The 25,055-nt window shown below is 61.9% G+C and carries 23 protein-coding genes and 1 riboswitch; of the genes, 7 read left to right on the top strand and 16 right to left on the bottom strand.

Features of this window, described 5'->3' with window-relative positions:
* Positions 1–185: riboswitch (cyclic di-AMP (ydaO/yuaA leader) on the bottom strand.
* A 247-nt stretch (positions 186–432) separates the two neighbouring features.
* A complete protein-coding gene (locus B8V81_RS07075; protein ID WP_052333322.1) occupies positions 433–2,055 on the top strand; it encodes a CPBP family intramembrane glutamic endopeptidase in 1,623 nt (540 codons plus the stop codon).
* 78 nt (positions 2,056–2,133) lie between these two features.
* Here B8V81_RS07075 and uvrC read toward each other — a convergent pair whose 3' ends face one another.
* Positions 2,134–4,059, bottom strand: coding sequence for an excinuclease ABC subunit UvrC (uvrC, locus tag B8V81_RS07080; protein WP_052333323.1), 1,926 nt, complete (start codon positions 4,057–4,059; stop codon positions 2,134–2,136).
* A gap of 282 nt (positions 4,060–4,341) precedes the next feature.
* On the opposite strand from uvrC, the gene B8V81_RS07085 reads away from it, so the two are divergent.
* The 3 genes from B8V81_RS07085 (at position 4,342) to B8V81_RS07095 (ending at position 6,249) form a co-directional block, all read left to right on the top strand.
* The gene (locus B8V81_RS07085; protein ID WP_101808037.1) at positions 4,342–4,494 is read left to right on the top strand and encodes a YqzM family protein; all 153 of its coding nucleotides are present in this window, start codon (positions 4,342–4,344) and stop codon (positions 4,492–4,494) included.
* A 142-nt stretch (positions 4,495–4,636) separates the two neighbouring features.
* Entirely contained in the window at positions 4,637–4,918 is a 282-nt protein-coding gene (locus tag B8V81_RS07090) for an ArsR/SmtB family transcription factor (RefSeq protein WP_028599269.1), read from the top strand.
* 98 nt (positions 4,919–5,016) lie between these two features.
* Positions 5,017–6,249, top strand: coding sequence for an MFS transporter (locus B8V81_RS07095; protein WP_052333324.1), 1,233 nt, complete (start codon positions 5,017–5,019; stop codon positions 6,247–6,249).
* A gap of 137 nt (positions 6,250–6,386) precedes the next feature.
* On the opposite strand, the gene B8V81_RS07100 is transcribed toward B8V81_RS07095, so the two are convergent.
* The 7 genes from B8V81_RS07100 to B8V81_RS07130 form a co-directional block, all read right to left on the bottom strand.
* A complete protein-coding gene (locus B8V81_RS07100; RefSeq protein ID WP_028599270.1) occupies positions 6,387–6,578 on the bottom strand; it encodes a YezD family protein in 192 nt (63 codons plus the stop codon).
* A gap of 3 nt (positions 6,579–6,581) precedes the next feature.
* Positions 6,582–7,472, bottom strand: coding sequence for a sulfate ABC transporter permease subunit CysW (gene cysW / locus B8V81_RS07105; RefSeq protein ID WP_028599271.1), 891 nt, complete (start codon positions 7,470–7,472; stop codon positions 6,582–6,584).
* A gap of 12 nt (positions 7,473–7,484) precedes the next feature.
* A complete protein-coding gene (gene cysT / locus B8V81_RS07110; RefSeq protein WP_028599272.1) occupies positions 7,485–8,318 on the bottom strand; it encodes a sulfate ABC transporter permease subunit CysT in 834 nt (277 codons plus the stop codon).
* A gap of 49 nt (positions 8,319–8,367) precedes the next feature.
* Positions 8,368–9,492 carry a sulfate ABC transporter substrate-binding protein gene (locus tag B8V81_RS07115; RefSeq protein ID WP_028599273.1) on the bottom strand — a complete coding sequence of 375 codons (1,125 nt, stop codon included), beginning with the start codon at positions 9,490–9,492 and terminating at the stop codon, positions 8,368–8,370.
* Between the two features lie 894 nt (positions 9,493–10,386).
* A complete protein-coding gene (gene dnaI, locus B8V81_RS07120) occupies positions 10,387–11,358 on the bottom strand; it encodes a primosomal protein DnaI (RefSeq protein WP_101808038.1) in 972 nt (323 codons plus the stop codon).
* Positions 11,359–11,394: 36 nt separating this feature from the next.
* Positions 11,395–12,906, bottom strand: a complete 1,512-nt coding sequence (locus B8V81_RS07125) for a replication initiation and membrane attachment family protein (protein WP_101808039.1) — start codon at positions 12,904–12,906, stop codon at positions 11,395–11,397.
* A gap of 210 nt (positions 12,907–13,116) precedes the next feature.
* Positions 13,117–13,404, bottom strand: coding sequence for a YuiB family protein (locus tag B8V81_RS07130; protein ID WP_028600548.1), 288 nt, complete (start codon positions 13,402–13,404; stop codon positions 13,117–13,119).
* 185 nt (positions 13,405–13,589) lie between these two features.
* On the opposite strand from B8V81_RS07130, the gene hemQ reads away from it, so the two are divergent.
* On the top strand, positions 13,590–14,336 hold the full coding sequence (gene hemQ, locus B8V81_RS07135; protein ID WP_028600547.1) for a hydrogen peroxide-dependent heme synthase: 747 nt from the start codon (positions 13,590–13,592) through the stop codon (positions 14,334–14,336).
* 74 nt (positions 14,337–14,410) lie between these two features.
* Here the strand turns inward: hemQ and B8V81_RS07140 are convergent, their stop codons facing one another.
* From B8V81_RS07140 to B8V81_RS07165, 6 genes are all read right to left on the bottom strand, one after another.
* The gene (locus B8V81_RS07140) at positions 14,411–15,286 is read right to left on the bottom strand and encodes a carbohydrate ABC transporter permease (RefSeq protein ID WP_028600546.1); all 876 of its coding nucleotides are present in this window, start codon (positions 15,284–15,286) and stop codon (positions 14,411–14,413) included.
* Positions 15,283–16,206 carry a carbohydrate ABC transporter permease gene (locus tag B8V81_RS07145; RefSeq protein WP_228551651.1) on the bottom strand — a complete coding sequence of 308 codons (924 nt, stop codon included), beginning with the start codon at positions 16,204–16,206 and terminating at the stop codon, positions 15,283–15,285. Before B8V81_RS07145 ends, B8V81_RS07140 begins: the two co-directional genes overlap by 4 nt.
* Before the next feature lie 102 nt (positions 16,207–16,308).
* Positions 16,309–17,763: an ABC transporter substrate-binding protein gene (locus B8V81_RS07150; RefSeq protein ID WP_052333613.1), complete on the bottom strand. Its 1,455-nt coding sequence runs from the start codon at positions 17,761–17,763 to the stop codon at positions 16,309–16,311.
* Between the two features lie 133 nt (positions 17,764–17,896).
* Entirely contained in the window at positions 17,897–19,669 is a 1,773-nt protein-coding gene (locus B8V81_RS07155) for a cache domain-containing sensor histidine kinase (protein WP_101808040.1), read from the bottom strand.
* Between the two features lie 235 nt (positions 19,670–19,904).
* The gene (locus B8V81_RS07160) at positions 19,905–20,171 is read right to left on the bottom strand and encodes a hypothetical protein (RefSeq protein ID WP_101808041.1); all 267 of its coding nucleotides are present in this window, start codon (positions 20,169–20,171) and stop codon (positions 19,905–19,907) included.
* A complete protein-coding gene (locus B8V81_RS07165; protein ID WP_101808042.1) occupies positions 20,171–21,364 on the bottom strand; it encodes an NAD(P)/FAD-dependent oxidoreductase in 1,194 nt (397 codons plus the stop codon). Before B8V81_RS07165 ends, B8V81_RS07160 begins: the two co-directional genes overlap by 1 nt.
* A gap of 203 nt (positions 21,365–21,567) precedes the next feature.
* On the opposite strand from B8V81_RS07165, the gene B8V81_RS07170 reads away from it, so the two are divergent.
* Positions 21,568–22,563, top strand: coding sequence for an NAD(P)/FAD-dependent oxidoreductase (locus tag B8V81_RS07170; RefSeq protein ID WP_101808043.1), 996 nt, complete (start codon positions 21,568–21,570; stop codon positions 22,561–22,563).
* Positions 22,564–23,011: 448 nt separating this feature from the next.
* Here B8V81_RS07170 and sda read toward each other — a convergent pair whose 3' ends face one another.
* Both sda and B8V81_RS07185 read right to left on the bottom strand, forming a co-directional pair.
* Positions 23,012–23,155: a sporulation histidine kinase inhibitor Sda gene (gene sda / locus B8V81_RS07180; protein ID WP_043111940.1), complete on the bottom strand. Its 144-nt coding sequence runs from the start codon at positions 23,153–23,155 to the stop codon at positions 23,012–23,014.
* 231 nt (positions 23,156–23,386) lie between these two features.
* On the bottom strand, positions 23,387–24,037 hold the full coding sequence (locus tag B8V81_RS07185; RefSeq protein WP_028600539.1) for a YheC/YheD family protein: 651 nt from the start codon (positions 24,035–24,037) through the stop codon (positions 23,387–23,389).
* A gap of 444 nt (positions 24,038–24,481) precedes the next feature.
* Between B8V81_RS07185 and B8V81_RS07190 the strand changes: the two genes are divergently transcribed.
* Positions 24,482–24,994, top strand: coding sequence for a hypothetical protein (locus B8V81_RS07190; protein ID WP_028600538.1), 513 nt, complete (start codon positions 24,482–24,484; stop codon positions 24,992–24,994).
* Positions 24,995–25,055 lie beyond the last annotated feature (61 nt).

Below are 25,055 nucleotides of genomic sequence, written 5' to 3' on the forward strand. Positions count from 1 at the left end.
GAGTCCTGTCATGGAAGCCTCCGAGGTTAGCTGACGGATTCGGGCGTGACGGCCGCCCTATCCCCCCGGAAAAGTTCCGAGCGGAATTCACCCCTGCGGATCGGCTGTCCGGCTCCACGAGCCGCCGTCCGCGCTGGTTCCCCCGTTCCCGGCGCTTGTCGTCCGGAATTCGGCAGTTTAAAGTTCTATAGGATCGGATTTGATTATATAGGATAAAGGACAGGTTACCAAATGCGTCCGCAGGCGTTGGCGGCCGATTTGCTTCGTTTTTGGAGGCTGGCGGACATTGCGGAGGATGCTAGCCCCTCCGCGCTCGCTCTTTTGCCCGCTGGCTCGTCCGCGCGGCCGGGCGGCATGGATAAAAGGAAAGCCGCTGTGGTAAGGTTAAACCATGGATCCAACCAGGCAGCGCCATCAGCAAGGAGGACTTCGATGAATTCATCCCATCTTGACCAGGCTTTTCGAAGATACGTTTGGTGTGGCGCAATCGGAGCCGCTTTATTCCTGCTGCTGCAGGTCATCCCCTCGGCAGCCGGAGTCGGCGCGGAGAGCGAGCCGGTCCACCCGGTCAGCCGCGGGCAGGCGATGGCGGCTGCGGCCGACTTTGCCCAGAAGCAGCTGCGCGCGCTGCCCCAGAACGCCCACGCGGTCCATCAGGCCGACAGGCTGATGGCGGGCTATGTGGCGAAGGAGAAGCTGGGCAAGACGCTGGACAGCAGCGCCGGACTCAAGGTGCCCGTCGATGTCTGGCAGGTGACGCAGAACTTCGACGACGGCCGGCGGCTGCTCGTCGAGATCGGCATGACGAGCGGCAAGCTCGTCGGCTGGAAGCAGGTGCTCGGTCCGACCGGAGGCGACGGAGGAAGCTCCGCGCTGGAGGGCGAGGCGCTGGACCGGACGGTCCAGCGACAGGCCGACGAGCTCGGACTCGGCCAGCTGCGACGCTCGGGCCCGGCCAAAGAGGGCTCCGTCCGCTACGAGGCGGCGGCGATCACCGTCGGCGAAGCGGGCCTGATCGTCCTCGCCGCCGGCGAGCGCCTGGAGGGCGAGATCAGGCTGACCCGCTTCCAGCCCGTCTACGAGGTCCCTGCCTCCTACGCCGCCTATACGATGGAGCAGGACCGGCTCGGCGAGCAATTGTCGCTGCTCGGCAATCTGCTGCCGTCCGGTATCATGACGCTGCTGGCCATCGTCTACGCCATCGTCATGAGGCGCTTCACGTCGTTCCGCCGGGGCTGGGCGCTGGCGCTGGTCTTCCTCGCCTTCTACACAATCAACAACTTCAATCTGCTGGACGGCTTGCGGGCGATCTACGGGGGCGAGGTCAACGCAGAGCTGGCGGCGATGGCCCAGCTCGTCTTCATGACGGCGCTCACCTTCGTCATGGCGGTCGGAGCGTACTTCTCGCTCGTGGCCGGAGACGGGCTGTGGCGAGCCCAGGGCCGGCCGCTCTGGACCGCCGGCTCGGAGCCCGGCTTCGGAGCCGAGGCGTGGAGCGCGATGAAGCTTTCCTACGCGTTCGCCTTCCTGCTGCTCGGCCTGCAGACGCTCATCCTCGGCGGTCTCTCGGCCGCCACAGGCGCCTGGGCGACGACGGACGTGACCCAGTCGCCGTACAACATGGCGGCGCTCTGGCTCATGCCGCTGCTCGCATGGTGCGCCGCCATCCAGGAGGAGGCGGTGTACCGGCTGTTCGGCATCGGCCTGCTGATGAAATGGATCAAAAATCCGTTCCTCGCCTCGCTCATCCCGACGGTGATCTGGGCGCTCGGCCATGTCACCTACCCGATCTATCCGTCGACGACGAGGCTCATCGAGCTGACGATCCTCGGCCTGCTGTTCTCGTACCTGTTCCTGAAATTCGGCTTCTTCACCGCCGTCTTCACCCATGCGGTCATGAACAGCGTGCTCATGTCGATGTCCCTGTTCATGACCGGCCGTCCGGCCGAGACGGTCGCCGGCGTCATCTACATCGTCGCGCCGATCGCCGTCGCGTGGCTGATGCGGCGGTACGGCCTGCAAAGGCGCGCGGCCGCCTATCCGCCGCCGGCCTGACGCGGCCGGCGCAGACGAAAAAGACGAAGCGGACTCCCTCCCGCTTCGTCTCTTTTTGCTGGCCGGCCGCCCTCGCCGCTACTCCTCGCGCAGCGCCTCGACGATGCGCTCTGCGAGCTTGTCGCCGATGCCGAGCGGACGGAAGTCCTCGGCCTTCGCCTCGCGGATCTTCTTGAGCGAGCCGAAATGCCGCAGCAGCTGCTTGCGCCGCTTCTCCCCGATGCCGGAAATCGAGTCGAGGCGCGACTCGGTCATCGACTTGCCGCGCTGCTCGCGGTGGAACGAGATCGCGAACCGGTGCACCTCGTCCTGGATGCGCTGCAGCAGGTAGAACTCCTGGCTGTCGCGCGGCAGCGTCACCGGCTCGGGCGGGTCGCCGACCATGAGCTGCGCCGTCTTGTGCTTGGCGTCCTTGACGAGACCGCATACCGGCACCTGCAGCCCGAGCTCGTTCTCGAGGATGTCGTTGGCCGCGCTGATCTGACCCCGCCCGCCGTCGACGACGATCAGATCCGGCAGCGGCAGCCCTTCCTTGAGCACCCGCTCGTAGCGCCTGCGGATGACCTCGCGCATCGTCTCGTAGTCGTCCGGCCCTTGCACCGTGCGCACCTTGTATTTGCGATACTCCTTCTTGTCCGGCTTGCCGTCGGTGAACACGACCATCGCGGATACCGGGTTCGTGCCCTGGATGTTGGAGTTGTCGAACGCCTCGATGCGGCGGATGTCGGTCATTCCCAAATAGGCCGCGAGGCCCGCCTGAGCCTTGACGCTGCGCTCCTCGTCGCGCTCGATCAGCTTGAACTTCTCGTCGAGCGTCACCTTGGCGTTGCCCTCGGCCATCGCTACGACCTCGCGCTTGCGGCCGCGCTGCGGCAAATGCACCTTCACCTTGAGCCAGCTCTGGAGCGAGGCCCTCACCTCGTCGGCGGCCGAGCCCGGGGCCGGGTCCGCGCCGTCCGATTCCGGCTCCGGCTCCGCGAGGCCGTCCGCTTCTGCCGCCGAGTCCGCGGCAGAAGCGGACGCAGCGAGACTTTCCCCGGCGTCCGCCTCGCCTTCCTTGACGGCCGCGGAGGCGCCTGGCAGCGGCAGCAGGATTTCTTTGGGCAACGCCGGGTTGTCGCTGTAATATTGGGTCACGAACGTCATGAAATCGTCATACGCCTCGCCGTAATACGGGAACGACGTCGTGCGCCGCTCGATCAGCTTGCCGCCGCGCATGTAGAGGATCTGCACGCACATCCAGCCCTTGTCGGTCGCATAGCCGAACACGTCGCGGTCGAGCGCGTCGGACAGCGTGATCTTCTGCTTCTCCATGACGGCGTCGATCGCCTGGATCTGGTCGCGGTATTCCTTGGCCCGCTCGAACTCCATCGCCTCCGCCGCGGCCGCCATCTTGCGCTGCAGCTCCGCCTTGACCTCGTCCTGGCCGCCGTTCAGGAAGCGCGCGATCTCCTGCACCATCGCCTCGTACGTGCCCGGCTCGATGTCGTACTCGCATGGAGCGATGCATTGTCCGAGATGATAGTAGAGGCACACCTTGTCCGGCAAGGTGTTGCACTTGCGCAGCGGATACAGCCGGTCGAGCAGCTTTTTCGTCTGCTGCGCCGCATAGGCGTTCGGATAGGGGCCGAAATATTTCCCCTTGTCCTTGACGATCCGCCGCGTCACCTCGAGCTTCGGATGCTTCTCGCTCGTGATCTTGATGTACGGGAACGTCTTGTCGTCCTTGAGCAGGACGTTGTAGCGCGGGTGGTACTGCTTGATGAGGTTGCACTCGAGAATGAGCGCTTCCATGTTGCTTGCCGTCACGATATATTCGAAGTCCCGGATCTCCGAGACGAGACGCTGCGTCTTGCCGTTGTGGGTGCCGTTGAAATACGAGCGCACCCGGTTCTTCAGCACCTTCGCCTTGCCGACGTAGATGATGGTGCCTTCCCCGTTCTTCATCAGATAGCAGCCCGGCTGATCGGGCAGCAGGGCGAGCTTGCCCTTGATGTGGTCCATCGTCCAGAGGCCTCCTTTTCGCGGCGCATCCGCTGGATTGCCGTACCTTCTATTGTAGCACAGGGGGCTTCGGCGAGTCAGTCCCCGCCTGTCCGCAAGGGCTGGCGGCCGCTCGGCGGCAATCGCTTCCATCCGAGCCGGACAGGCAAAATTCGCCTTTACATAAGTTCCGGAGTCTGGGTATACTACTAGGAGAAGTTGTCACGTGAGGTGCTGGCCCCCGGCCATGGACTCCGCCGCGCCGGCGGCAGGACAGCGATATTGAAGCGAGGAGGACGCACTATGGAGAACGTCAACGTCAGAGACCCGCGCGAGCATGTGAACGAGGAACCGCGAGACGACCTGAAGGATCTCGTGTTCGGATTCGGCGGCATGATCGGCTTTATGACCGTCGCCTATATCATCATGGTGATTGTCAAATACATCATCGATTAACGTTCCGCTACCCCATCCAACTCAACCCTCCGGCCCTCGGCCAGGAGGGTATTCATTTTTTCAAGGTCCTTCTTGCGCCGGCGAGGCGTCTGTGGTAGTTTATTTCTATCTTTATAGAACTATTGGGAAAGGCGGGGATGACATGGTCGAGGACAACGAGGACGTCAAGCAAGCCGTCAAGGTCTACAAAGCTCTCGGAGAACCGACCCGCATAAAAATCGCCATGCTGCTCACGGAAGAACAGAACCTCTGCTGCTCCGACATCAGCGGCAAGCTCGATTCTGTCGCCGGCTCCACGCTCTCCCACCACCTCAAGCAGCTGACGGAAAGCGGCTTGCTGAAGCAGCGCAAGGACGGAACGTACATTTATTACAGCGTCAACAAAGAGATCGCCCGCAAGTATGCTCCTTATTTGCTGGAGTAATTTTTCTTCACCTTTTATTTCGACATCTATGGAAATATAACTTCATGGCTATTATTTCGATATTTTTAGAAATATAAACAAATAGGAGCTGGAGAAAAATGACGGCAAGCTGGAAATGGAAAATCTATATGCTGGCCATCGTCAGCTTTCTGGTCGGCACGTCGGAATACATTATCGCCGGAATCTTGGATCAGGTCGCCGCCGATATCGGAGTCTCGCTCGCCGCAGCCGGCCAGCTGATCACCGTCTACTCCCTGGCCTATGCCTTCGGCACTCCTTTCCTGCTGGCCGCCGCGGCCAAGGCCGACCGCAAAAAGCTCATGATCGTCTCCCTCGCCGTCTTCGCCGCCGGCAACTTCGCCGCGCTCGCGTTCACCGGCTACGGAGCCTTGATCGTCTCCCGCATCATTCTCGCTCTCAGCAGCGGCGTCTTCATCGTCACCGCGATGACGGTCGCCTCCAAGCTCGCCCCGCCTGACAAGCAGGGCCGCGCCATCGCGACGCTCGTCATGGGCTTCAGCATGTCGCTGATCATCGGCGTGCCGCTGGGCCGGCTCATCGCCTCCGCGTACGACTGGAATCTCGTGTTCGGAGCCATCGGCCTGCTCGGCCTGCTCGCGATCCTGCTCGTGATCTATGCGGTTCCGTCGACCGACGGAGAGAAGCCGGCTCCGCTAAGGGAGCAGCTGAAGCTGCTGGCGAATCCGAGGGTCGCCATCGGACTCCTGATCACGTTTTTCTGGATCGGCGGCTATTCCATCACATATACCTACATCTCTCCCTTCCTGCTGGACGTGACGGGAATGAGCGATCGAAGCGTGAGCATCGCCTTGTTCGCGCTCGGCATCGCCGCCCTGATCGGCTCCCAGCTCGGGGGCTTCGGCACGGACCGGTGGGGCTTCCCCCGCATGCTGGTCGGCGGCATGGTTCTCCACTCGATCTTCCTGCTGCTGCTGTTCCTGTTCGCCGACTCTGCCGCCATCGTCGTTCCGCTGCTCATGCTCTGGTCCATAGCGGCCTGGTCGTCGGGTCCGACCCAGCAGTATCATCTGCTCACGCTGGCGCCTGGAGCGGCCGGCATCATGCTGAGCCTCAACAGCTCCATGCTCCAGCTCGGCATGGCAGCCGGAGCCGGCCTCGGCGGATTGGCCGTAAAGAGCTCTTCGCTGGCGGCCACGAGCGGGATCGGTGCCGCAGCCGTCGCTGTCGCGACGCTGACCGCAGCCGCATCGTTCGGCTATCTCAGCCCGGCAGCCGCGAGGCGCCGAAAGGCGATCCTGCCTGGAGCCGGCATCGTCAGGAAGGAGATCGATCTGGAGGACGCCAAGTAACCATTCCGCAAATCAAGCTCCAGCATCGCCGTCCAGCGGGCGTAGCGCCTGCCGGACGGCCTCGTCGAGTCAAAAAAAGGACAGGAGCGGAAATCCGCTCCTGTCCTTTTTTGAGTCGACCCGCGCTGCCGTCGAAATCATCCTTGGGCAGAGGCGGCCGTTCCTTGCTGCCGTGCCGCGGCAGCTTCGAACCGCTTGCGCTCCGTCCGGTCGATCTGCACGATCCGCCCGTCATGCACGGTGATGAGCACCGAGCCGTATTCCAGACCGTTGACCTGATCTGCGATCCGATCGAGCCACGCTTCATCCAATTCCACCGGCTTCGCCATGATTCATCCCTCCAGATCTTGATTCCGCTGAGCGGTCTTCCATTCGACCAGGCTTTTCGCCCCGAGCGTCAGCAGCGCGAGCAGCATGAGCAGCGACGCCGCCGCGAACGATGCGGAAAACTGGTACTCATTGTATAAAATCTCGACATGCAGAGGCAGCGTGTTCGTCTCGCCCCGGATATGGCCGGAGACGACCGAGACGGCTCCGAACTCGCCCATCGCGCGGGCGTTGCAGAGCACGAGGCCGTACAGCAGGCCCCACTTGATGTTCGGCAAGGTGACGCTCCAGAAAATGCGGAAGCCCTTGGCGCCGAGCGTGGCCGCCGCCTCCTCCTCCTGAATGCCCTGAGCCTGCATGAGCGGGATCAGCTCTCTGGCGACGAACGGGAACGTGACGAACATCGTCGCCAGCACGATGCCCGGCGGAGCGAACACGACCTGCAGGCCGCGTTCGTCCAGCCACGGCCCCAGGTAGCCCTGGGCGCCGAACAGCAGCAGGAACATGAAGCCGGCGATGACCGGCGACACGGAGAACGGCAGATCGATGAGACTGAGCAGCAGACTCTTGCCGCGGAAGCTGAACTTGGCGATGAGCCAGGAGGCCGCGATGCCGAACACCGTGTTGAGCGGCACCGCGATCGCCGCGACGAGCAGCGTCAGCTTGAGCGCCGACACGGCGTCGGGGTCGATGAGCGCGCTCAGGTAGACTTCCCAGCCGCGCTTGAGCCCTTCGACGAACACGGTGATGAGCGGCAGCAGCACGATCAGCGTCAGGAACAGCACGGCGATGCCGATCAGCAGCCAGCGGACGGCGGCCGGCTCCGAAGTCGGACGGCCGATGTCGGCCGGAGCCGGCTTGCGGACGGAGCGGGAGGTGGCGATTCCGCCTGCCATGGGCGATCCCTCCTATTCCGCCAGGGCGCGCCGGCTGGCGCGCCACTGGATGTAGTTGATGACGAGCAGCATGGCGAAGGACATCACGAGCAGCACGACCGCGATCGCCGTCGCCTGCTCGAGCTCGAACGACTCCAGCTTGGTCATGATGAGCAGCGGCGCGATCTCGGTCTTCATCGGCATGTTGCCGGAGATGAAGACGACCGAGCCGTACTCGCCGATGCCGCGGGCGAAGGCGAGAGCGAAGCCGGTCAGCAGCGCCGGCGTCAGCTCCGGCAGCACGACGCGCAGCACCGTGCGCCAGCGTCCCGCCCCGAGCATGACCGCCGCCTCCTCGATTTCCTTGTCGAGATCCTCAAGCACGGGCTGCACGGTCCGCACGATGAACGGCAGGCCGATGAAGATCAGGGCGATCGTAATGCCGAGCGGCGTGAAGGCGACCTTCAGGCCGAGCGGCTCGAGCCACTGGCCGATCCAGCCGTTCGGGGCGTAGATCGCCGTGAGCGCGACGCCGGCGACCGCCGTGGGCAGCGCGAACGGCAGGTCGACGAGGCTGTCGAGCAGCTTGCGCCCCGGAAACCGGTAGCGCACGAGCACCCAGGCGACGATCAGCCCGAACAGCAGGTTGACGAGAGCGGCGGCAAGCGAGGTGAGCAGGCTGATCCGGTAGGAAGCCATCACCCGCGGGGCGGTCACGGTCGTCCAGAACTCGCCCCAGCTCAAATCGGACGTCTTGAGGAAGATGCAGCCCAGCGGGATGAGGACGATGATGCCGAGATACAGCACCGTGATGCCCATCGTGAGGCCGAAGCCCGGCAGCACGCTGCGAGACCGGGAACCTTTCATGTGAAGTCAGCTCCTGTAACGGTAGGATAGCGCGGTCGGTCCGCTCAGCTTACTTGGAGCCCGGCGTGTAGATCTCGTCGAACGTGCCGCCGTCGGCGAAGTGCTTCTTCTGCGCTTCCGCCCAGCCGCCGAAGTCCTTGTCGATCTGCAGCAGCTCGAGGTCTTTGAACGTGTCCTTGTACTGGGCGGCGATATCCGGGTTGATCGGACGGTAGAAGTTGTCGGCGGCGATCTTCTGGCCTTCGTCGGTGTAGAGATACTTCAGGTACTCTTCCGCCACCTCGCGCGTGCCCTTGCTGTCGACGACCTTGTCGACGACCGCGACCGGAGGCTCCGCCAGGATGCTGAGCGAAGGATAGACGATCTCGAACTTGTCGCCGAGCTCCTTTTGGGACAGGAACGCCTCGTTCTCCCATGCCAGGAGCACGTCGCCGATGCCCCGCTCGGTGAACGTCGTCGTCGAGCCGCGGGCTCCGGAATCGAGCACCGGCACGTTCTGGAACAGCTTCTTGATGAATTCCTTCGTCTTGGCCTCGTCGCCGCCGTCCTGCTTTTGCGCGTAGCCCCATGCCGCCAGGTAGTTCCAGCGGGCGCCGCCGGACGTTTTCGGGTTCGGCGTGATGACCTGAACGCCGTCCTTCACGAGATCGCTCCAGTCCTTGATTCCTTTCGGATTGCCCTTGCGGACGAGGAAGACGATCGTCGACGTGTACGGCGCGCTGTTGTCCTCGAACTTGCCCTTCCAGTCCTTGTTCAGCAGGCCTTTCTCGGCGATCGCGTCGATGTCGTAGCCGAGCGCCAGCGTCACGACGTCGGCCTTGAGGCCGCCGATGACCGACAGCGACTGCTTGCCGGAGCCGCCGTGCGACTGCTTCACGGTTACTTCCTGACCGGTTTTGTCTTTCCAGTACTTCGCGAACGCCGCGTTGAAGGACACATACAGCTCCCGCGTCGGATCGTAGGAGACGTTCAGCAGCTCGACCGGATCCTTCGGCGCCGGCGCTTCCGTCGCGCCGGCATTCGCAGCCGTATTTTCAGCCGGCGCGTTCGCGGCGCCGCCGCTTCCTGCCGAATTTGCAGCGTTGTTGCCGGACCCGCATGCGGTCAGACCGAGAGCGAGCGAAGCCGTGAGGAGCAGGACAGGCCACTTGGAGAGCGAGTTTCTTTTGGACATGATGGACACACCCCTTGGTTTTTTGGTCGATCCGCGCTCATGCCGGTGGTCCGGTAACAAGCCGTCAATTCCCAGTTGTTTAGTTGGTTTATGAAACGAATCATACCAGCCTATTCCTATCCGTGTCAACGGATTTTTCAACCGGATTTATGCAACGCATAAGGAGAGCTTATAAGGGATAACGCGGCGGGAAATTGAAACGAGGGCCCGGCTCTCGCTTCGGGGAGCGGGCATCGGAAACAGCGCCCGCTTTCGCGGAGCGTATATGAAATCGGCACCCGCTTCGCGGAGCGGGGACTGACATCGAGAGCGCCCGCTTCGCGGAGCAGCATTTGAAACCGGCACCCGCTTCGCGGAGCGGGGACTCGTTCCGATCTCCCTGGAGCCCAGATTCCTTTGATTCAATTTTTCAAAAAGGAAGGAATCCGGCCTCCAAGGGAAACGCTGCCGCTTCTCCACAAGCCCCCGTCCGCTTCGCTTTCCGGTTTGGTTCGCTCTGCCGCTTCGCTCGGCCATCCGCAATCCAATGGCACGGCTGACAGTTCCCCCCGTCCGAGACCCGTTCGCCCCGAATTACTCGGTTTTTCCGCGTAACTCCCCCCGTCCGGCACCCATTCGAGCCGAATTACTCGGTTTTTCCGCGCAACTCCCCCGTCCGGCACCCATTCGAGCCGAATTACTCGGTTTTTCCGCGCAACTCCCCCGTCCGGCACCCGTTCGACCCGAGTTGCGCGGTTTTTCCGCACAGCTCCGACGACTCGGAGACGACGGAATCGCCATCCTCAAGCTGCTCTAGGCGCGACGAAGCGCGGCAGCCCGCGGGCATCTTTACGGAGGATCAAAAAAAGCCGCTCTTTCCGTCCGGCAAGCGGATCGAAAAAAGCGGCTTGTCTTCTATTCCTCGGCGCTGTCCTTGCGGCCGCGCTTGTTCGTGCCTTTGACATGCACGACCTCGACGAAGGGACGGATCCGGTCCATCAGGCGCCGACCCTTGTGATACTCCTCGCCGTCCTTGCTCGTGAAGCTGAAATGCTGCTCCAGGTCGTCCAGCGCATGATTGGACGTATAAAAGGTCGGCTTGCGCTCCATCCGATAGTTGAGGATCGAGCCCATCACATGGTCGCGCACCCACGGACTCAGATTCTCGGCGCCGATGTCGTCGAAGACGAGGATGTCGGCTTCCTTCATCAGGTCGATCGTCTCCTTGAGCTTGCCCGGCTCGCCGAACATCGCCTTGAGATCCTCGACGAAGTCCGGCATGTAGACGATGACGCCGGAGCAGCCGTTCTTGGCGAGCTCGCTGAGCAGATAGCTCATCAGGAACGTCTTGCCCGTGCCGAACGAGCCGGTCAGGTACAGCCCTTCGGGCTGCAGGCCCTGCTCCTTGGTCCGGCGGATGTACTCCAGCACCTTCATGACCGCCGTCGAGCGGGCGCGGTCCTTCATCAGAATCTCGTCCGCCGAGTAGGCGCTCTCCAGCGTGCGCTCGCTGACGTAGAAGCTGCGGATGCGGGAGCGGATCTGCTCCTCGTTGCGGCGCGCGATGAACTTGCGGCAGGCCGTCTTGCGGTCGATCAGCCGCAGCTCGTCCGCGACCGTCTCGGTTGACAGCAGCGTGTAGTGGCCCTGGAAATCGTTCGGACAGCGATCGAGTCCCGGGCAGCTCTCGCAGCTCCGATGCTCGCGCACGTATTGGTACACCAGATTGGAGTTGCGCCGCAGCACGTCCTCGTCCAGCTCCGGATGCTGCTCCATCAGCCTCCGCACCTTAGGCTCGCGCATCAGCTCGTCCAGCTGCTCCTGCGCGCGGGCGCGCAGCTTGCTGCCGCCGGGCATGCTCTTCAGCAGATCGCGCAGCGATTCCATTGCTTCCACCTCCTTCGTTCGGATCGGCTCGTTGCGCTAGCGCCCGTCGAGCTTGCGCGCGAGCTTGCGCATCTCCTCCAGCTCCTCATCGCTGATCTCCGGCTCCGGCGCGGCATCGTCGCCGACGACCGGCAGCACCGGCTTGCGCGGCTGGCCGGCTCCGCGCCGATACCCGCCCGCGCTTCTCGCTCCGGCGGCGGCGCGTCCTGCCGGCTTGGCCGCGCCTGAGGCTTCGGCCGCCTCCTTGCTGCGCTCGAGCTCGGTCTGGCTGCGCACGTACAGCACCGCCTTTTCGAACTCGTCGACCTGCTGCACGAGCATGTTCGAAGCGACCGCCTCGATGAACGTCTTGGTCACCCGCGCCGAGCCCTTCATGCCGAACACATAATGCACGAGCACGTTGATGACCGGGGCCGGCAGCCGATAGTGCAGGTCGATGCGCTCGAACTGCCGCTCGATCCAGTCCGGCACCGCTCCGGGGAAGAAACGCTTCAGGAAGCGGGTATGCGGCTCGTTGCGCATGAGCATGTTGTATTGCTGGATGTCGCAGCGTCCCGTCAGCTGGGACGGCACCGGCAAGTAATGCTCGGCCTGCACGCCCTGCTCCGGCAGCTCGGCGTCGGCCTCCTCCTGCAGGCGCGACCCGGCGGCGCGCCGCTCCTCCTCGCGCTTGCGGTCCTGCCGATGCAGCTGGGCCGCCTTGAGCTGCAGCGCGTCGGTCTGGATGCCGCCGCGCCGGTCGAAGGCGTCCTCCTCGTCGAGCAGGCGGCATAGATCCGCCGGACCGAGCTCGTATTTGTAGGCGATGTAGTTGAGCTGGGCGAGCGCGTCCTTGTCCCCGCGCATCCGCTCCACGAACGGCCGGTTGAGCGAGCCGCGGGGGAAGCGGTACAGAATGTCGCCGTACTCGATGCCCGCTCCCGGCTGGGCGACAGGCTCCGGCGGCTGCCGGAGAGGCGCGGACTCCTCCAGCGCCTGCTCCAGCTCGGCGTCCACGGCGGCGCTCAGGCGGAACAGCTCGTAGAACGGCATCGAGATATTCTCCCTCTGCAGCTCATGCTGCGCCAGCTCGTCCGGCTCTCGCCGCAGCAGCGTCTCCTGGAGCGCGACGACGCCGTACTTGCCGACCTTGTCGCGCAGCAGCATGCTGAGATGCTGGCTGCGGAAAAACTCCGCCGGAGACAGCGGCGCATGCAGCTCGTACTCGTAGACGACCTCCTCCTGCCCCGGCAGGAACAGCCGGCAGGTCGTCAGCAGGCCGAGCGCCTCCAGCACGGAGGCGCAGCGCATGAGCTCGCGGCGTCCCGATTCGCTCGGATCGAGCCCGAGCCCGAGGAACAGCCTGCGCTGCGCGTCCATCGGAGAGTAGCCGCTGTAGCCCTCGTCCACTTGATGGTACAGGAGCTGATACAGAGAAGAGGCCGCTCCGCCGGTCATCGGCTGATAGATGAGCGCGAGCATCCGCTGGTCGAGCGGGCTCAGCGCGAAGCCCCGGTAGACGCAGAACCGGTGATGCTCGGTAAAAGCCAGCTTGCTTCCGATGCGCATGGGCGTGCCTCTCCTCCGTTCAAATCCGTTTTTCGTCCTATCAGTTTATCATAGAGCGGCCGCATCCGACAGCATTCGCCACGAGAAAGCGGCGGCCTCCTTTTGCCATTTGCGTCTCCCGGAGGCGTCGCCGAAAAAGAGGACGGCCCGCTCCTCCCGCGGCTCCGGTGGAACCGTCTGGAAAAGCGGGCCGCCTGTCCGGCCTGCGCCCTAGAACATCTTGTAGCCGCCGATCCGCAGGGCGCGGATGGCGTAGCCGCTCACGTAGGCGCCGACAAGCGCCGCGACGACGGGCAGCCAGTCGATGAAGGTGAACTCCGCCAGGTTGGCGCTGAAGGTAGCGGCGTGATCCCAGGTCGACCATATGTAAAGCGGCACCAGCACGATGACGAACAGATAGATGGGGAACCAAGTCGTCTTCATCAGCATGTTGAGAATGAAGCCGATCCCGAACATCATGACAAAAAACAACACCATCGCAATCACGATTTGAAGCATGCGGCCAATCATCCCTTCGGCTAGCGTTCCTTTTCAGTTTATGCCAAGCCCCCTGGCAAGTCAATTTGCAAAAGGCCGTCCGGCTCGACGAAGACGGGTGGATCGGCTACAATGGGGAATGGATCTACGAGCGAAATTCGGGAGCGTACGCCGCTCCCTTTAATGAAGGAAGGAGCCATGCAACGATGAGTGATGCCGCACAAACGCTGGAGGGCTGGTACGTCCTCCATGATTTCCGCACGATCGACTGGCAAGCCTGGAAGCAGGCCGGAGAAGGAGAGCGAGCCGCCGCGCTGGACGCGATCCAGTCGATGCTCGCCGATTGGAGCGCCCAGGAGGAGCAGCGCCAGGGCAGCACGGCGTTCTACGCCATCGTCGGCCAGAAGGCGGACTTCGTGCTCATGCACCTGCGCGAGACGCTCGAGGAGCTGAATGAGCTCGAGACCAGCTTCAACAAGAGCCCGCTCGCCGCGTTCACGAAGCCGGCGTATTCGTACGTCAGCATCGTCGAGCTGTCGAACTACATGAGCAAGCCGGGCGAGGACCCGATGTCCAATCCCGACATCGTCGCGCGCCTCAAGCCGACGCTGCCGAAGGCCCGCCACATCTGCTTCTACCCGATGAACAAGCGCCGCGACGGCGGCGACAACTGGTACATGCTGAGCATGGACGAGCGCCGCGCGATGATGCGCAGCCACGGCATGATCGGCCGTCAGTACGCCGGCAAGGTCAAGCAGATCATCAGCGGCTCCGTCGGCTTCGACAACTGGGAGTGGGGCGTGACGCTGTTCGCGGAGGACGCGCTGCAGTTCAAGAAGCTCGTGTACGAGATGCGCTTCGACGAAGTGAGCGCCCGCTACGGCGATTTCGGCGACTTCTACGTCGGCAATCGGCTCGATGCGGACAAGCTGGTCAAGCTGCTCCAGGTGTAAGATCCGCGCCCGCCAAAAGATGAAGCCGCTCCCTCTTGGGAAGCGGCTTTTTTATGCGAGGCCAGGCCCGCTTTTCATCCTTTGACGGCGCCGGCGCTCAAGCCGCCGACGATATACTTTTGGAAGAACAGGAAGATGACCGCCGGCGGCAGCAGCGTCATCGACAGAATTGCGAACCGCACGTTCCAGTTGATCGTGGAGCCGGCATAAATGATTTTGGTATAGATCGCCGCGGCGAGCGGCTGCATGTCCTCCTGCATGACGAGGCTGGACCAGTAGAAGTCGTTCCAGGTCGTGGAGAATCCGAGCATCGTGATCGTGATGAGGATCGGCATGGACAGCGGAACGGCGATCATCGCGAAGCTCCGCAGCTCGGAAGCGCCGTCGATGCGGGCCGCCTCCAGCATTTCCTTGTGGATGCCGTCGAAGAAGTTTTTGAGCAGCATGAGATAAAAGGCATTGGCGCCTGCCGGCAGCCAGAACGCCCAGTATCGGTTCAAGAGGTCCAGATCCTTCAGGTTCAAGAAGTTCGGGATCAAGTACGACGCGGCCGGAATGAGCAGGGTGCACATGAAGTAGAGCGTCACCGCTTTTTTGAACGGCACCTGCATATGCGACAAGCCGTAAGCGGCCAAGCCGAGGACGACCAGCGAGAAGACGGTGTTGCCGACGAAGATGAGCAAGGTGTTTTTGAAATGCATCGGGATGTTCAGGTAGCCGAACGATTCCTTGTAATTGCTCCAGTGCCACTCGCTCGGGAAAAACGGCGCGGGAAACTCGAAAAACTCCTGCGTCGACTTGAGCGAGTTGAGCACGGTATTGACGAACGGGTACAGCATCGACACCGAGATGAGCGCGATCGCCAGCACGACGAAGCCGTAGATTGCCCGGACGGCCGGCTTGCGAAAATCATAGCGGGACATGATCGCCCGCTCCTGCTCGGCCTTCATGCGGCATCATCTCCTTTTCTGAGCTTGATCGTAAGCAGCGAGAAGACGACGAGGAACACAAACATCAAGACGCCCATCGCGCTCGCCTTGCCGAAGTTGAAGTACGTGAACGCTTCGCGCGTCGTCAGCAGCAGATAGGTCAGCGTGCCGTTGTCCGGGCCGCCGCCGAACATGATCAGCTGGGATTGGAACGCTTGCGAGGTGGAGATCAGCTGCAGCACGAGCAGCAGCAGGATGAGATTTTTGATGCCCGGCAAGGTCACGTACCGGATCCGTCCCCATACGCCGGCGCCGTCCAGCTCGGCCGCCTCGTACATGTCCTTCGGAATGGCGGACAGCCCTGCGATATAGATCAATGTCGCGCTCCCGAAATTTTGCCAGGTTTCCAAGATGACGAGCGAGAACATGGCGTGTTCTTTGCTGTAGAAGTCAAAGCTCGGCAAGCCCAAGAAATTCAGGAATGTGTTGATCGGGCCGATCGGATCGTAAAACCATTGCCACATGCCGTAAAGCACGATGGCCGGGATGATGCTCGGCAAATAGCCGATGATGCGCGCCGGACCTCGGAACCATTTCAGCTCCGACACCCCGATCGCCATCGCGATCGGCACCCAGAAGCCGATGACGAGCGCCAGCCCCATGTAATACAGCGTGTTTTTGATTGCCGTATAAAAGTCGGGATTTCCGAGCACTTCTTGATAATTCTGCAATCCGACAAACGTATTGCCATTGACGAAATCGACCTGATAGAAGCTGTACCCGATCCCTTTGGCGATCGGAACCCACAGGAACAACAAGAAAATCAGTACCGCCGGCAGCAGAAACAAGCTTCCCCACGCGTATTTTTTCATTCGCCTGCCCAGGCTCGCATGGGCAAGGGGCGCATCCGCCTTCGCCGGCGCCTGCGGTTGAACTTGCATCGCCATATCCCTTCTCCTTCCTTTCCGCCGCAATCGCCCGTGCGGGCAATCGAAAAGGGGGACGCCGAACTTTGTCCGCTCGGTCCCCCTTGCCTGCCGGTCTTATTGAACCTTGACTTTATCGAAGTTTTCCTTCTGCACCTTGGCCGCCGCGTCGTCGAGCAGCTTCTGCAGATCCAGATCGCCTTTGCTGATCAGCACTTTCTGGATGACGTTCGCCATCTCGGCATAGTAGGCCTGCGTCTCGTACGTCGCTTCCGGCTTCGATTCCATCAGCTGGATCAGCTCAGGGGAATATTTATAGACGTTGTCATGCTTATCCAGAACCGCTTGATACTTCTTGCCGTATTCGGAGTCGTCGTTCCAGTAGTTGATCAGCTGCGGAACGTACACTTGGTTTTTGGATTTCTGGTCGACGATCTGCTGATCGATCGCGTCCAGGTACTCTTGCGTGAAGTACTCGTCGACGACGAAGTCGAACGCGGCCTTCTGCTGCGCCTTGTCGGCCAGGCCGTTGATGACCTTGTAGTTGCCGCCGGCCACGCCGATATGCTTGCCGCCTTTGGAGACGGAAGGAATCGGATAGATCAGGACGTCGTCCTTGCTGATGCCGCCCTGGTTGATCGCGCCATCCAGCGCGTTGCCGCTGCCGCACATGACCATCGCGCCGCGTCCTTGGTTGAACATCGCCAGCGCGTCGCCGTAGCCGAGCGCCCATTGCTTCGGAATGACGCCCGCGACCTTCAGGTCATTGTAGAATTGAAGCGCTTTCAGTCCGGCTTCGCTGTTGAACGCCGCCGTCACCTTGCCGTCCGCCACGGTCTGAATGTCGCCGCCTGCCGTGTAGAGGAAGTTCGTCCAGTTCCAGCCGGCCTCCGTGCCCTTGCCCATCGGGATGAAGCCCGCGATGCCTTTAGCCGGATCGTTCACGGATTTCGCCGCTTCGATGAATTCCTCCATCGTCCAATCCATCGGCGGCAGCGGCACGCCTTTGTCTTCGAAGATTTTTTTGTTGACGGTAATCGTCATGCCGTAGGCATCGATCGGAATGCCGTACGTCTTGCCCTCGATGACGAAAGGCTTCGTAGCGAACGCGTTCAAGTCCTTCGCATACGGCCAGCTCGCCATGTAGTCGCTCAGATCGGCGATCCACTTCTTGTCGGTCAGCAGCTTGCCTTCCGTCGCCCATGTCGTGAATTCGGTCTGCGCGCTGTTCGACGCCATCTTGATCGCGATTTCCGAGTTCTCGTATTTCCAGTATTTCGGCGTGATGGAGACATTCGGATTTTTCTCCGTGAACCGTTTGATCCGGGCGTCGAGCGCGGCGTTTTCCGCGGTTTTGTCCGGCGGGTACGCGTAGGCGACGATGCTCACCTTTTCGGCAGGCGGCGCTTCCTCCTGCACGTTCGCAGCCGCATTTTCCGTCGGCGCGTTTGCGCTCGCGTTCGAATTCGTTTTCGTGTTTTCGGTGTTCGCATTGCCGCCGCATCCGGCCAAGAGCACGAACATCGCCATGCCTCCGTACGCCAGCGCGCGTTTGCTTTTCCCTTTATTCATGGTCTAACCCCTCGCATTCCCTATATTTGCTTGCACCTTTATTGTAGGGTAGGACCGGCCTTCCCTTCGAGGTGCGATCTAACGGGCGTGAGGTGTAAAATTACGCTTTTCGGTCCCGAGGCGGGCCGCGCGCTCAGTCGGCCGGATGGAGCGGCATCACCATGACGGCCTGCGTGCCGCCCGAGGCCACCTCCTTGTAGGAGAGGCCATAGCCGTCTCCGAAATGAAGCCGGATGCGACGGTGCACGTTCGTGATGCCGTACCCTTGCTGGGGCAGCTTGCCTTCTAAAATCGCATGGAGCTTGGAAATGTCGGCCGCGCGGTAGCCGTTGTCGGCGATCGCGATCTGCAGGTCGCCTGCTTTGATCCGCAGCGAGATGCTCAGGCGGCCGTCGCTGCCCATTTTGCGGATGCCGTGAAGGATCGCGTTCTCCACCAGCGGCTGGAGGATGACCTTCGGAATCCGAACGGCCTTCGTCTCCTCCTCGATGTCCCAGTGGACGACGAACCCGTACTCATACCGCTTCAGCTGCAGGCGGATGTACGCCTCGACATGCCGGAGCTCCTCCTCGACCGTAATGAGGCTCTCCCCCCGGCTCAGGCCGATGCGCATGAGCAGCGACAGATCGCGGACCATCTCCGCCGATTCTTCGCCGCCCTCCAGCCGGATCCGCCAGTGGATCGATTCCAGCGTGTTGTAGAGCAGATGGGGATTGATTTGGGAATGCAATAAGGCAAGCTCCGATTCCTTATGCTTCAGCTCCAGGACGTACTTGTCGTGAACGGTCTGGTTGAGCCTTTTGGTCATCTCGATAAAGGACTGGTGGAGCATCCCGATCTCGTCATGGCGGTCGACCCGTATGTCGTTGCCGAGCGTCCGTCCCGGCTCGAACGACCGCGTCAGCCGCGTCAATCGCGACAGCGGACTTAAAATATGACGGATGAAATAAAGGCTGGCGAGCAGCAGGAGGATGAAATAGGCGATCATCAGCGTATTGAACAGCTGCCGGATCCCTTCGTGCTCGCCGACGATGGATTGGCGCGGAATCTTGAACAGCAGCTTCGTCTTGCTGTCCGCGCTGCTGTGGAAGGCGTACATCCAGGAATCGCGCCCGTTCCGCTCCAAAATGACGCCCTGCTCGGCGCCGCTCACCGACGCCGGCACGGACAGGACATCGCCGACCGCGAGATTTTCGGCATTGTCGGCCAAAATCGTATTGGACTTGTCGAGGAGCACGATCTGGCCGCCGCTCGGGATGCGCAGCGACTGGATATTTTTTTGGAGCAGGCTGTTCAAGCCCGTGATGACGAGCACGGCTGCCGGCCGGTCCTTGTCGTGAGCGCTCGTCATGCCCCGCACGTAGGCGGCCGTCTTCTCGCTGCTCGCATTGTCGCCAGGCTTGACCAGAATGCGAATGATGCCGGAGCCCCGTCCGTTCACCGCATCCTGGAACCAGCCGCCGGGCAGCGTATCGCAGGAGAAGAACACTCCGTTCGGCTTCACGTCCGACGTCGGCGCGAACGTATATCGCATCGCCAGATCGGGGATGCAGACGGAATAATTGATCGCGTTCGGCGACGAGTAGTTCATGAGCAGCTGATCCAGAGCCAAATATTCCTTGAGCCGGTCGTAATCCGTGTACACGGGCGCGTCCAGCAGCCGTCTGATTTCCGGCGAGATCAGCAGCTTCTCCGAGGTGCCGTCCACCGAGGCGATCACCTCGTCCAGCGTGAGATGGCTCGTCTTCGCCAGCTGGAACAGCGTATCGCCCATTTGCTTCTCCGTCACCGAGGTCACCTTCACGGAGACCAGCCAGTAGGCGAGCAGGATGGGCAGCACGATCAACAAAACAAAAAACAGGACGAATTGCTGCTTCAGATTCAGCTTGTACAGACGATGCATCATCGGGCCCGCCCCCAGAGCAGTTGTAGTCAAAGCCGCGCTATTGGCCCATTATATAAGGATAAAAACAGGAACGTTATGGGTTATATTACGAGGATGAGGTCCGATTCTACGATTCCGCTTCGCCGAGCGCCAGCCGCCGTTTTTCCTTTGGAAAAATGCCCAAAAAGGACGGCGAAAGCTTCGCCGTCCTTCATTTCGCGTTCCATTTTTCACCCGCCTGGGGGCGGCCCTGGTTCTAGTCCTCGTCTTCGTCCTCGTCCGAATCGGCCGCCTCGCGCTTGGCGCTCAGATACGCCTCCGTGTCGCGGTCGCGCTGGCGGCCCTTTTCCTTGAGCCGCTCGATGCCCGGCACGATCAGCCGGTCGACCTCCTGCTGGATCGCATACGCCAGATCGTGGCGGCTCTGCGACTCCAGGTAGGAGCCGACCTCCATCAGCGCGTTGTAGCGGTCAAGCTCCTCGCGGGTCAGCAGGCCGCGCACCTGGACGCTGCAGTGCCGCATTAGAAGAACTTCCCTTTGCGCAGCACGAGCGGGATGCCGCCGATGATGAACAGGTAGCGCAGATCGATCAGCTTCTTGAGCCAGGCGGCCTTGCGGCCCAGATACTTCTTGCCGAAGGCGACGCCGATGCCCTCGCCCTTGCCGAGCGAGGCGACCGTGCCCTTGTTGCTGAAGGCGAACGTCTTGAGCGGCTGGCTGCGGATCGCCGCGACGAGATTATGGGCGCAGGTGACGCCCTGCTGCATCGCGATCTGGGCGGTCGGCGGGTATGGACGCCCTTCTTCGTTGAACATCAGCGAGTTGTCGCCGATGATGTAGATGTTCTCGTGGCTCGGCGCGCGCAGGTAGTCGTCGACCTTGACGCGTCCGCGCATCGTCTCGAAGCCGGCCTCCTCGATGAGGCGGCTGCCGCGGATGCCGCCCGTCCAGATGACGGTCTTGGAGCGGATCTCCTCGCCGTCGCCGACGATGACGCCGTCCGGCGAGCATTCCTTGATCGCGGTGCCGATGCGGAAGATGACGCCCTTCTTGGTGAGCACGTCCATGCCGTACTGGACGAGCTCCGGATCGAAGCCCGGCAGCGCGCTCGGCGCCGCCTCGATGTTGTACAGCTTGACGAGCGAGCGGTCGACGTCGAAGGCGCGGCACAGCTGCGGGATGCGGTCAGCCAGCTCGCCGACGAACTCGATGCCGGTGAAGCCCGCTCCGCCGACGACGAACGTCAGGTAGTCGGTGCGATGCGGCTCGCGCTTGTAGCGGGCGAACTGATATTCAATATGCTCGCGGATCAGACGCACCGAGTTGATGCTGCGAATGCTCATCGCATGCTCCGCCAAGCCCGGGATGCCGAACGTCTCCGGCTCGCCGCCGAGGCCGATGACGAGATAGTCGTAGGACAGCGTGCCGTCCTCGAGGATGACCTTCTTGTCCTGCGTGCGGATCTGCACGACGGTGGACTTGACGAAGTCGATCTTGAACTCGTCGATCAGCTTGGAGATGTTGACGCGGGCGTTCTCCGGATTGTCCGTGCCGGCGGCAGGCATATGCAAATGGGTCGTGATATAGTGGTAATCATGCTTGTTCACCAAGGTGACGTCGGCTTCGTTGTAGTTGAGCTGCTTCTGCAGCTTGAGGGCGGTCAGAATGCCGCCATAGCCGGCTCCCAAGATGACGATCTTTGGTATATTGCTCATATGGTGCGTCCCTTCCCATCCATCTCTAATCCCTTTATTTATACTCAAGCCATGATAACAAATCCGCAAGAGCCACTTCAAGGTGAATTCCTACGAAAAATATTAGAAGAACGTACAAAGGCCGCAAGGAAGGCGCGCTTTCTACGCGCGCTTCCGAGACGTATAATGGAAGGGAAAGGAACACGATCTGGAGGTGCGAGGCAATGACAGACGTGAAAGTGGAGCCGGTCGACATCGCGATCATCGGCGGAGGACCCGCAGGCATGTTCGCCGCCTTTTACGGCGGCATGAGGCAGGCTTCCGTGAAGCTGATCGAGAGCATGCCGCAGCTCGGCGGACAGCTCGCCGCCCTTTATCCCGAGAAGTACATCTACGACGTCGCCGGCTTTCCCAAGGTGACGGCGCAGGAACTCGTCGACTCGCTGCGGCGGCAGATGGACCATTTCAATCCGGAGATCTGCCTGGAGGAAAAGGTGACCGCTCTGATCAAGCACGGCGAGCGGGAATTCGAGATCCGCACCGACAAGGGCGCGCATCTCGCCCGCGCGGTCATCATTACGGCGGGAGTCGGCGCGTTCGAGCCGCGCCGGCTGGAGCTGCCGGAGGCGGCGGCCTACGAGAGCCGGGGCCTCCATTATTTCGTCACCGACCTGCTGCAGTTCAAGGGCCGCAAGGTGCTCATCAGCGGCGGCGGAGATTCCGCCGTCGACTGGGCGCTCATGCTGGAGCCGATCGCGGAGAGCGTGACGCTCATCCACCGCCGCGACAAGTTCCGGGCCCATGAGCATAGCGTCGAGAAGCTGCGGGCGTCGAGCGTAGAGGTGCTCGTGCCGATGGAGATCGCGCGGCTGGAGGGCGAGGTGTACGTCGAGAAGGTCACGCTCGCCCACGCCAAGACCGGCGAGGAACAGACGCTGGACGTCGACGACGTCATCGTCAACTTCGGCTTCGTCTCCTCGCTCGGCCCGATCGCGGAGTGGGGCCTCGCCATCGAAGGAGGCAGCATCGTCGTCGACACCCGCATGGAAACGTCGATCCCCGGCATCTTCGCCGCAGGAGACATTACGACCTACCCCGGCAAGCTCAAGCTGATCGCCGTCGGCTTCGGCGAGGCGCCTACGGCGATCAACAACGCCAAGGTGTATCTCGATCCGACCGCCAAGCTGTCTCCCGGACATAGCAGCAACCTCAAGCTGTAGCCGCGGATTTCCCGCCTCTCGCCCGGAGCCCCCCGGGCTCCGCGGTGCGCCGCCGCCGGACGGATTCGACTAGCTGAAGCGGCCAAAGGGCATCCTACACCTCGACTTCAATGCCGAGGGAGGATGCCCTTTTCATGATGTGTCCCGTATGCAATGGCATTCGACTGCTTGAGGCGGACTGCCCTCGCTGCCTGGAGCCGCTGCTCGACTGCGGCCCCGAACAGGATCTGGCGGGTCCGTACGCCCCTTACGGGCCGGCCGCGGCCGTGTCGATGCTCGCTCCCGAAAAAGAGCGGCAGGTGGTACCGGTTTGCATGCACAGGCTGTATTGTACCGTCTGTTCGCACAGCAGCGATGCCGGCGTTCCGCTTACGCTGGGGTAGGGCGGTTCCGGCTGGCCCTACGGCTGCTCCGTAGCGGCCTCTTTGTCAGGCGTCACGTTCGGGCTTCAGGCTCCTAGTCGAATCATTTCCGGGTTCAGTTGTCTGCGCTTGATCTCGCTTGCGAGCAGCTTGATGAATTCCATGTCCAGATTGAATTGAACCGCGCTGAAGTAGGTTTCGATCAGCAATTCGTCAGACAACAGCTCCATCTTACCAGCCTCCTTCCGCTGCGGATTGGATGTGCTTCCCAATCTTAGCATGAGCGGAAATCGAGGAACAAGCGTTCGAATATCCACAGTCTCTCGTGGACAAGATGTGCACAATATGTGAGTAGAACGGGAATTACGAGGAAAAATCAGGGGAAGGATGTGGATAGAGTTATACACAGCTGAATACGCGGGAATAGCGATAAATAAGTTTTATGGATATTTCTTCCTTGATTACTTCGGACGGGTATTCACCTCGAAAATCCAAATCTTGCCGCTCCGGTCCAGGCCATAGTCGAAGCCAAGCTGCCCGATGCCCGGGAACTTGGACTCCAGCACCGCCGCCGACAGCCTCGTCAAGCGCCTCATCTCCTGCTTCTTGCCGCGGATGCTCGCTCCCGGCAGCGAGCGGCCGATGCCTTGCGACGCCGTCAGCTGGCTGCCGCCCCGGCACAGATTCGTGACGAACAGCCCCGAGCGGGCGACGCGGCCGACCATCGAGCGGATTTCCCAGCGGGCTCCGTTCTTGACGTACTTGACGCGGTAGTCGATCGGACGGCCTCCGACCGTCGCCAGATGGATGCCCTTCTGGATCAGGTAGGAGCGTCCCTTCTGCAGCGGCTTCAACGCCAGATGCAGCGAGCCGATCGACGAAGCCCGCTTCGTGCTGGAGCCGGACGAATAGCTGTAGCCGCCGTCCACGCGGCTGATTTTGATGACGCCGAGCCCTCCGGTGCCGCGCACCGGCTTGATGACGACCATCCCATGCTGGTCGAGCATGCTTTTCAGCGCCGCTTCGGAATAGAGGCGGGTCGGCGGAATATGCGGCGCGATCGACGGATGGCCGAGCAGCGCGGCTGTCTTCGCCCATTTGCTAGCGAGCATGCGTCCGCTCGCGCCTCCTTTCGGAAACGGCTTGGACAGCACCTTCTGCACATAGGCGAGCTCTTCCTCGGCGTCTGCCGCCCCTTCCTCGGCAGGGGCATGCGCATGCAGCGGCTCGGCCGCGGCGGCAGGGACCGGCTCGGCGGGAGCGGGGAGCGCGGCGGCGGCATCGGGAGCAGGCGCCGCCTCCAAGCGAATCTCTTCGTTCATCCTCTTGATCTCCTTTCTTCTTCTACTCTATTCTATGCTTTCGGGCGTCCGTTCTCTTGGATGATTGTCCGCGGCCGAACCGCCCTGTTTCCCGGCGAATGCGATCAGGCGATCGTCCTTCAACGGTCTCGGCCTATCGTCCGGAGGAGCTCCGTCTCGGGATGGAGGACAAATGCCGCAGGGGCTGATAAAGTAGAGGCATCGAAGAATCGGATCAGGAAAGGTGGATCTCCCATGAATCGTCATGCCAAGGCCGTGCTCGGCGCCGTCCTCGTCCTGCTCGGAGCCTATCTCATGCTCCAGCAGGGAGCCCGGATCGGGCCCGCGCAAATTTTCGGCCACTTCTGGCCAAGCTTGTTCGTCATTCCGCTCGGCATCTTCTTCCACTGGATGTACTTCTCCATGCTCAATCGCAGAGGGGTCGGCCTGCTCGTCCCCGGCGGGATCCTGCTCGGCGCCGGCCTTGTCAGCCAGTTCGCCATGCTGCTGGACAACTGGGGCTCGATCTGGCCCGGCTTCATCCTGGCCGTCGCGCTCGGCCTCTGGGAGCTCTACTGGTTCGGCGGACGCAACCGGTGGCTGCTCATTCCGATCAACATCCTGATCGTGCTGAGCCTGCTGTTCGGCGCCGTCTTTTCCATCAGCGCGCTGACCGCCAGCCTGGACAGCTATTATCCGTATGCTGCGCTGGTCCTCATCCTCGGCGGCTCGTTCCTGCTGCTCTCTCGCAAGCGGCGCGAAGACTGATCGAGGCTTGACGCCAGCGAGCCGGCACGACCAAAAGCTCCTTTCGGAACCGGGTTCCGAA

Origin of the sequence: Paenibacillus pasadenensis (genome assembly GCF_002864175.1) — a bacterium.
Taxonomy (GTDB): Bacteria; Bacillota; Bacilli; order Paenibacillales; family Paenibacillaceae; genus Paenibacillus_O; species Paenibacillus_O pasadenensis.

Coding starts and splice junctions, on each gene's coding strand:
- B8V81_RS07075 (WP_052333322.1), top strand. CDS start 433: ATGAATTCATCCCATCTTGACCAGGCTTTTCGAAGATACGTTTGGTGT.
- uvrC (WP_052333323.1), bottom strand. CDS start 4,059: ATGGACCACATCAAGGGCAAGCTCGCCCTGCTGCCCGATCAGCCGGGC.
- B8V81_RS07085 (WP_101808037.1), top strand. CDS start 4,342: ATGGAGAACGTCAACGTCAGAGACCCGCGCGAGCATGTGAACGAGGAA.
- B8V81_RS07090 (WP_028599269.1), top strand. CDS start 4,637: ATGGTCGAGGACAACGAGGACGTCAAGCAAGCCGTCAAGGTCTACAAA.
- B8V81_RS07095 (WP_052333324.1), top strand. CDS start 5,017: ATGACGGCAAGCTGGAAATGGAAAATCTATATGCTGGCCATCGTCAGC.
- B8V81_RS07100 (WP_028599270.1), bottom strand. CDS start 6,578: ATGGCGAAGCCGGTGGAATTGGATGAAGCGTGGCTCGATCGGATCGCA.
- cysW (WP_028599271.1), bottom strand. CDS start 7,472: ATGGCAGGCGGAATCGCCACCTCCCGCTCCGTCCGCAAGCCGGCTCCG.
- cysT (WP_028599272.1), bottom strand. CDS start 8,318: ATGAAAGGTTCCCGGTCTCGCAGCGTGCTGCCGGGCTTCGGCCTCACG.
- B8V81_RS07115 (WP_028599273.1), bottom strand. CDS start 9,492: ATGTCCAAAAGAAACTCGCTCTCCAAGTGGCCTGTCCTGCTCCTCACG.
- dnaI (WP_101808038.1), bottom strand. CDS start 11,358: ATGGAATCGCTGCGCGATCTGCTGAAGAGCATGCCCGGCGGCAGCAAG.
- B8V81_RS07125 (WP_101808039.1), bottom strand. CDS start 12,906: ATGCGCATCGGAAGCAAGCTGGCTTTTACCGAGCATCACCGGTTCTGC.
- B8V81_RS07130 (WP_028600548.1), bottom strand. CDS start 13,404: ATGCTTCAAATCGTGATTGCGATGGTGTTGTTTTTTGTCATGATGTTC.
- hemQ (WP_028600547.1), top strand. CDS start 13,590: ATGAGTGATGCCGCACAAACGCTGGAGGGCTGGTACGTCCTCCATGAT.
- B8V81_RS07140 (WP_028600546.1), bottom strand. CDS start 15,286: ATGAAGGCCGAGCAGGAGCGGGCGATCATGTCCCGCTATGATTTTCGC.
- B8V81_RS07145 (WP_228551651.1), bottom strand. CDS start 16,206: ATGCAAGTTCAACCGCAGGCGCCGGCGAAGGCGGATGCGCCCCTTGCC.
- B8V81_RS07150 (WP_052333613.1), bottom strand. CDS start 17,763: ATGAATAAAGGGAAAAGCAAACGCGCGCTGGCGTACGGAGGCATGGCG.
- B8V81_RS07155 (WP_101808040.1), bottom strand. CDS start 19,669: ATGATGCATCGTCTGTACAAGCTGAATCTGAAGCAGCAATTCGTCCTG.
- B8V81_RS07160 (WP_101808041.1), bottom strand. CDS start 20,171: ATGCGGCACTGCAGCGTCCAGGTGCGCGGCCTGCTGACCCGCGAGGAG.
- B8V81_RS07165 (WP_101808042.1), bottom strand. CDS start 21,364: ATGAGCAATATACCAAAGATCGTCATCTTGGGAGCCGGCTATGGCGGC.
- B8V81_RS07170 (WP_101808043.1), top strand. CDS start 21,568: ATGACAGACGTGAAAGTGGAGCCGGTCGACATCGCGATCATCGGCGGA.
- sda (WP_043111940.1), bottom strand. CDS start 23,155: ATGGAGCTGTTGTCTGACGAATTGCTGATCGAAACCTACTTCAGCGCG.
- B8V81_RS07185 (WP_028600539.1), bottom strand. CDS start 24,037: ATGCTCGCTAGCAAATGGGCGAAGACAGCCGCGCTGCTCGGCCATCCG.
- B8V81_RS07190 (WP_028600538.1), top strand. CDS start 24,482: ATGAATCGTCATGCCAAGGCCGTGCTCGGCGCCGTCCTCGTCCTGCTC.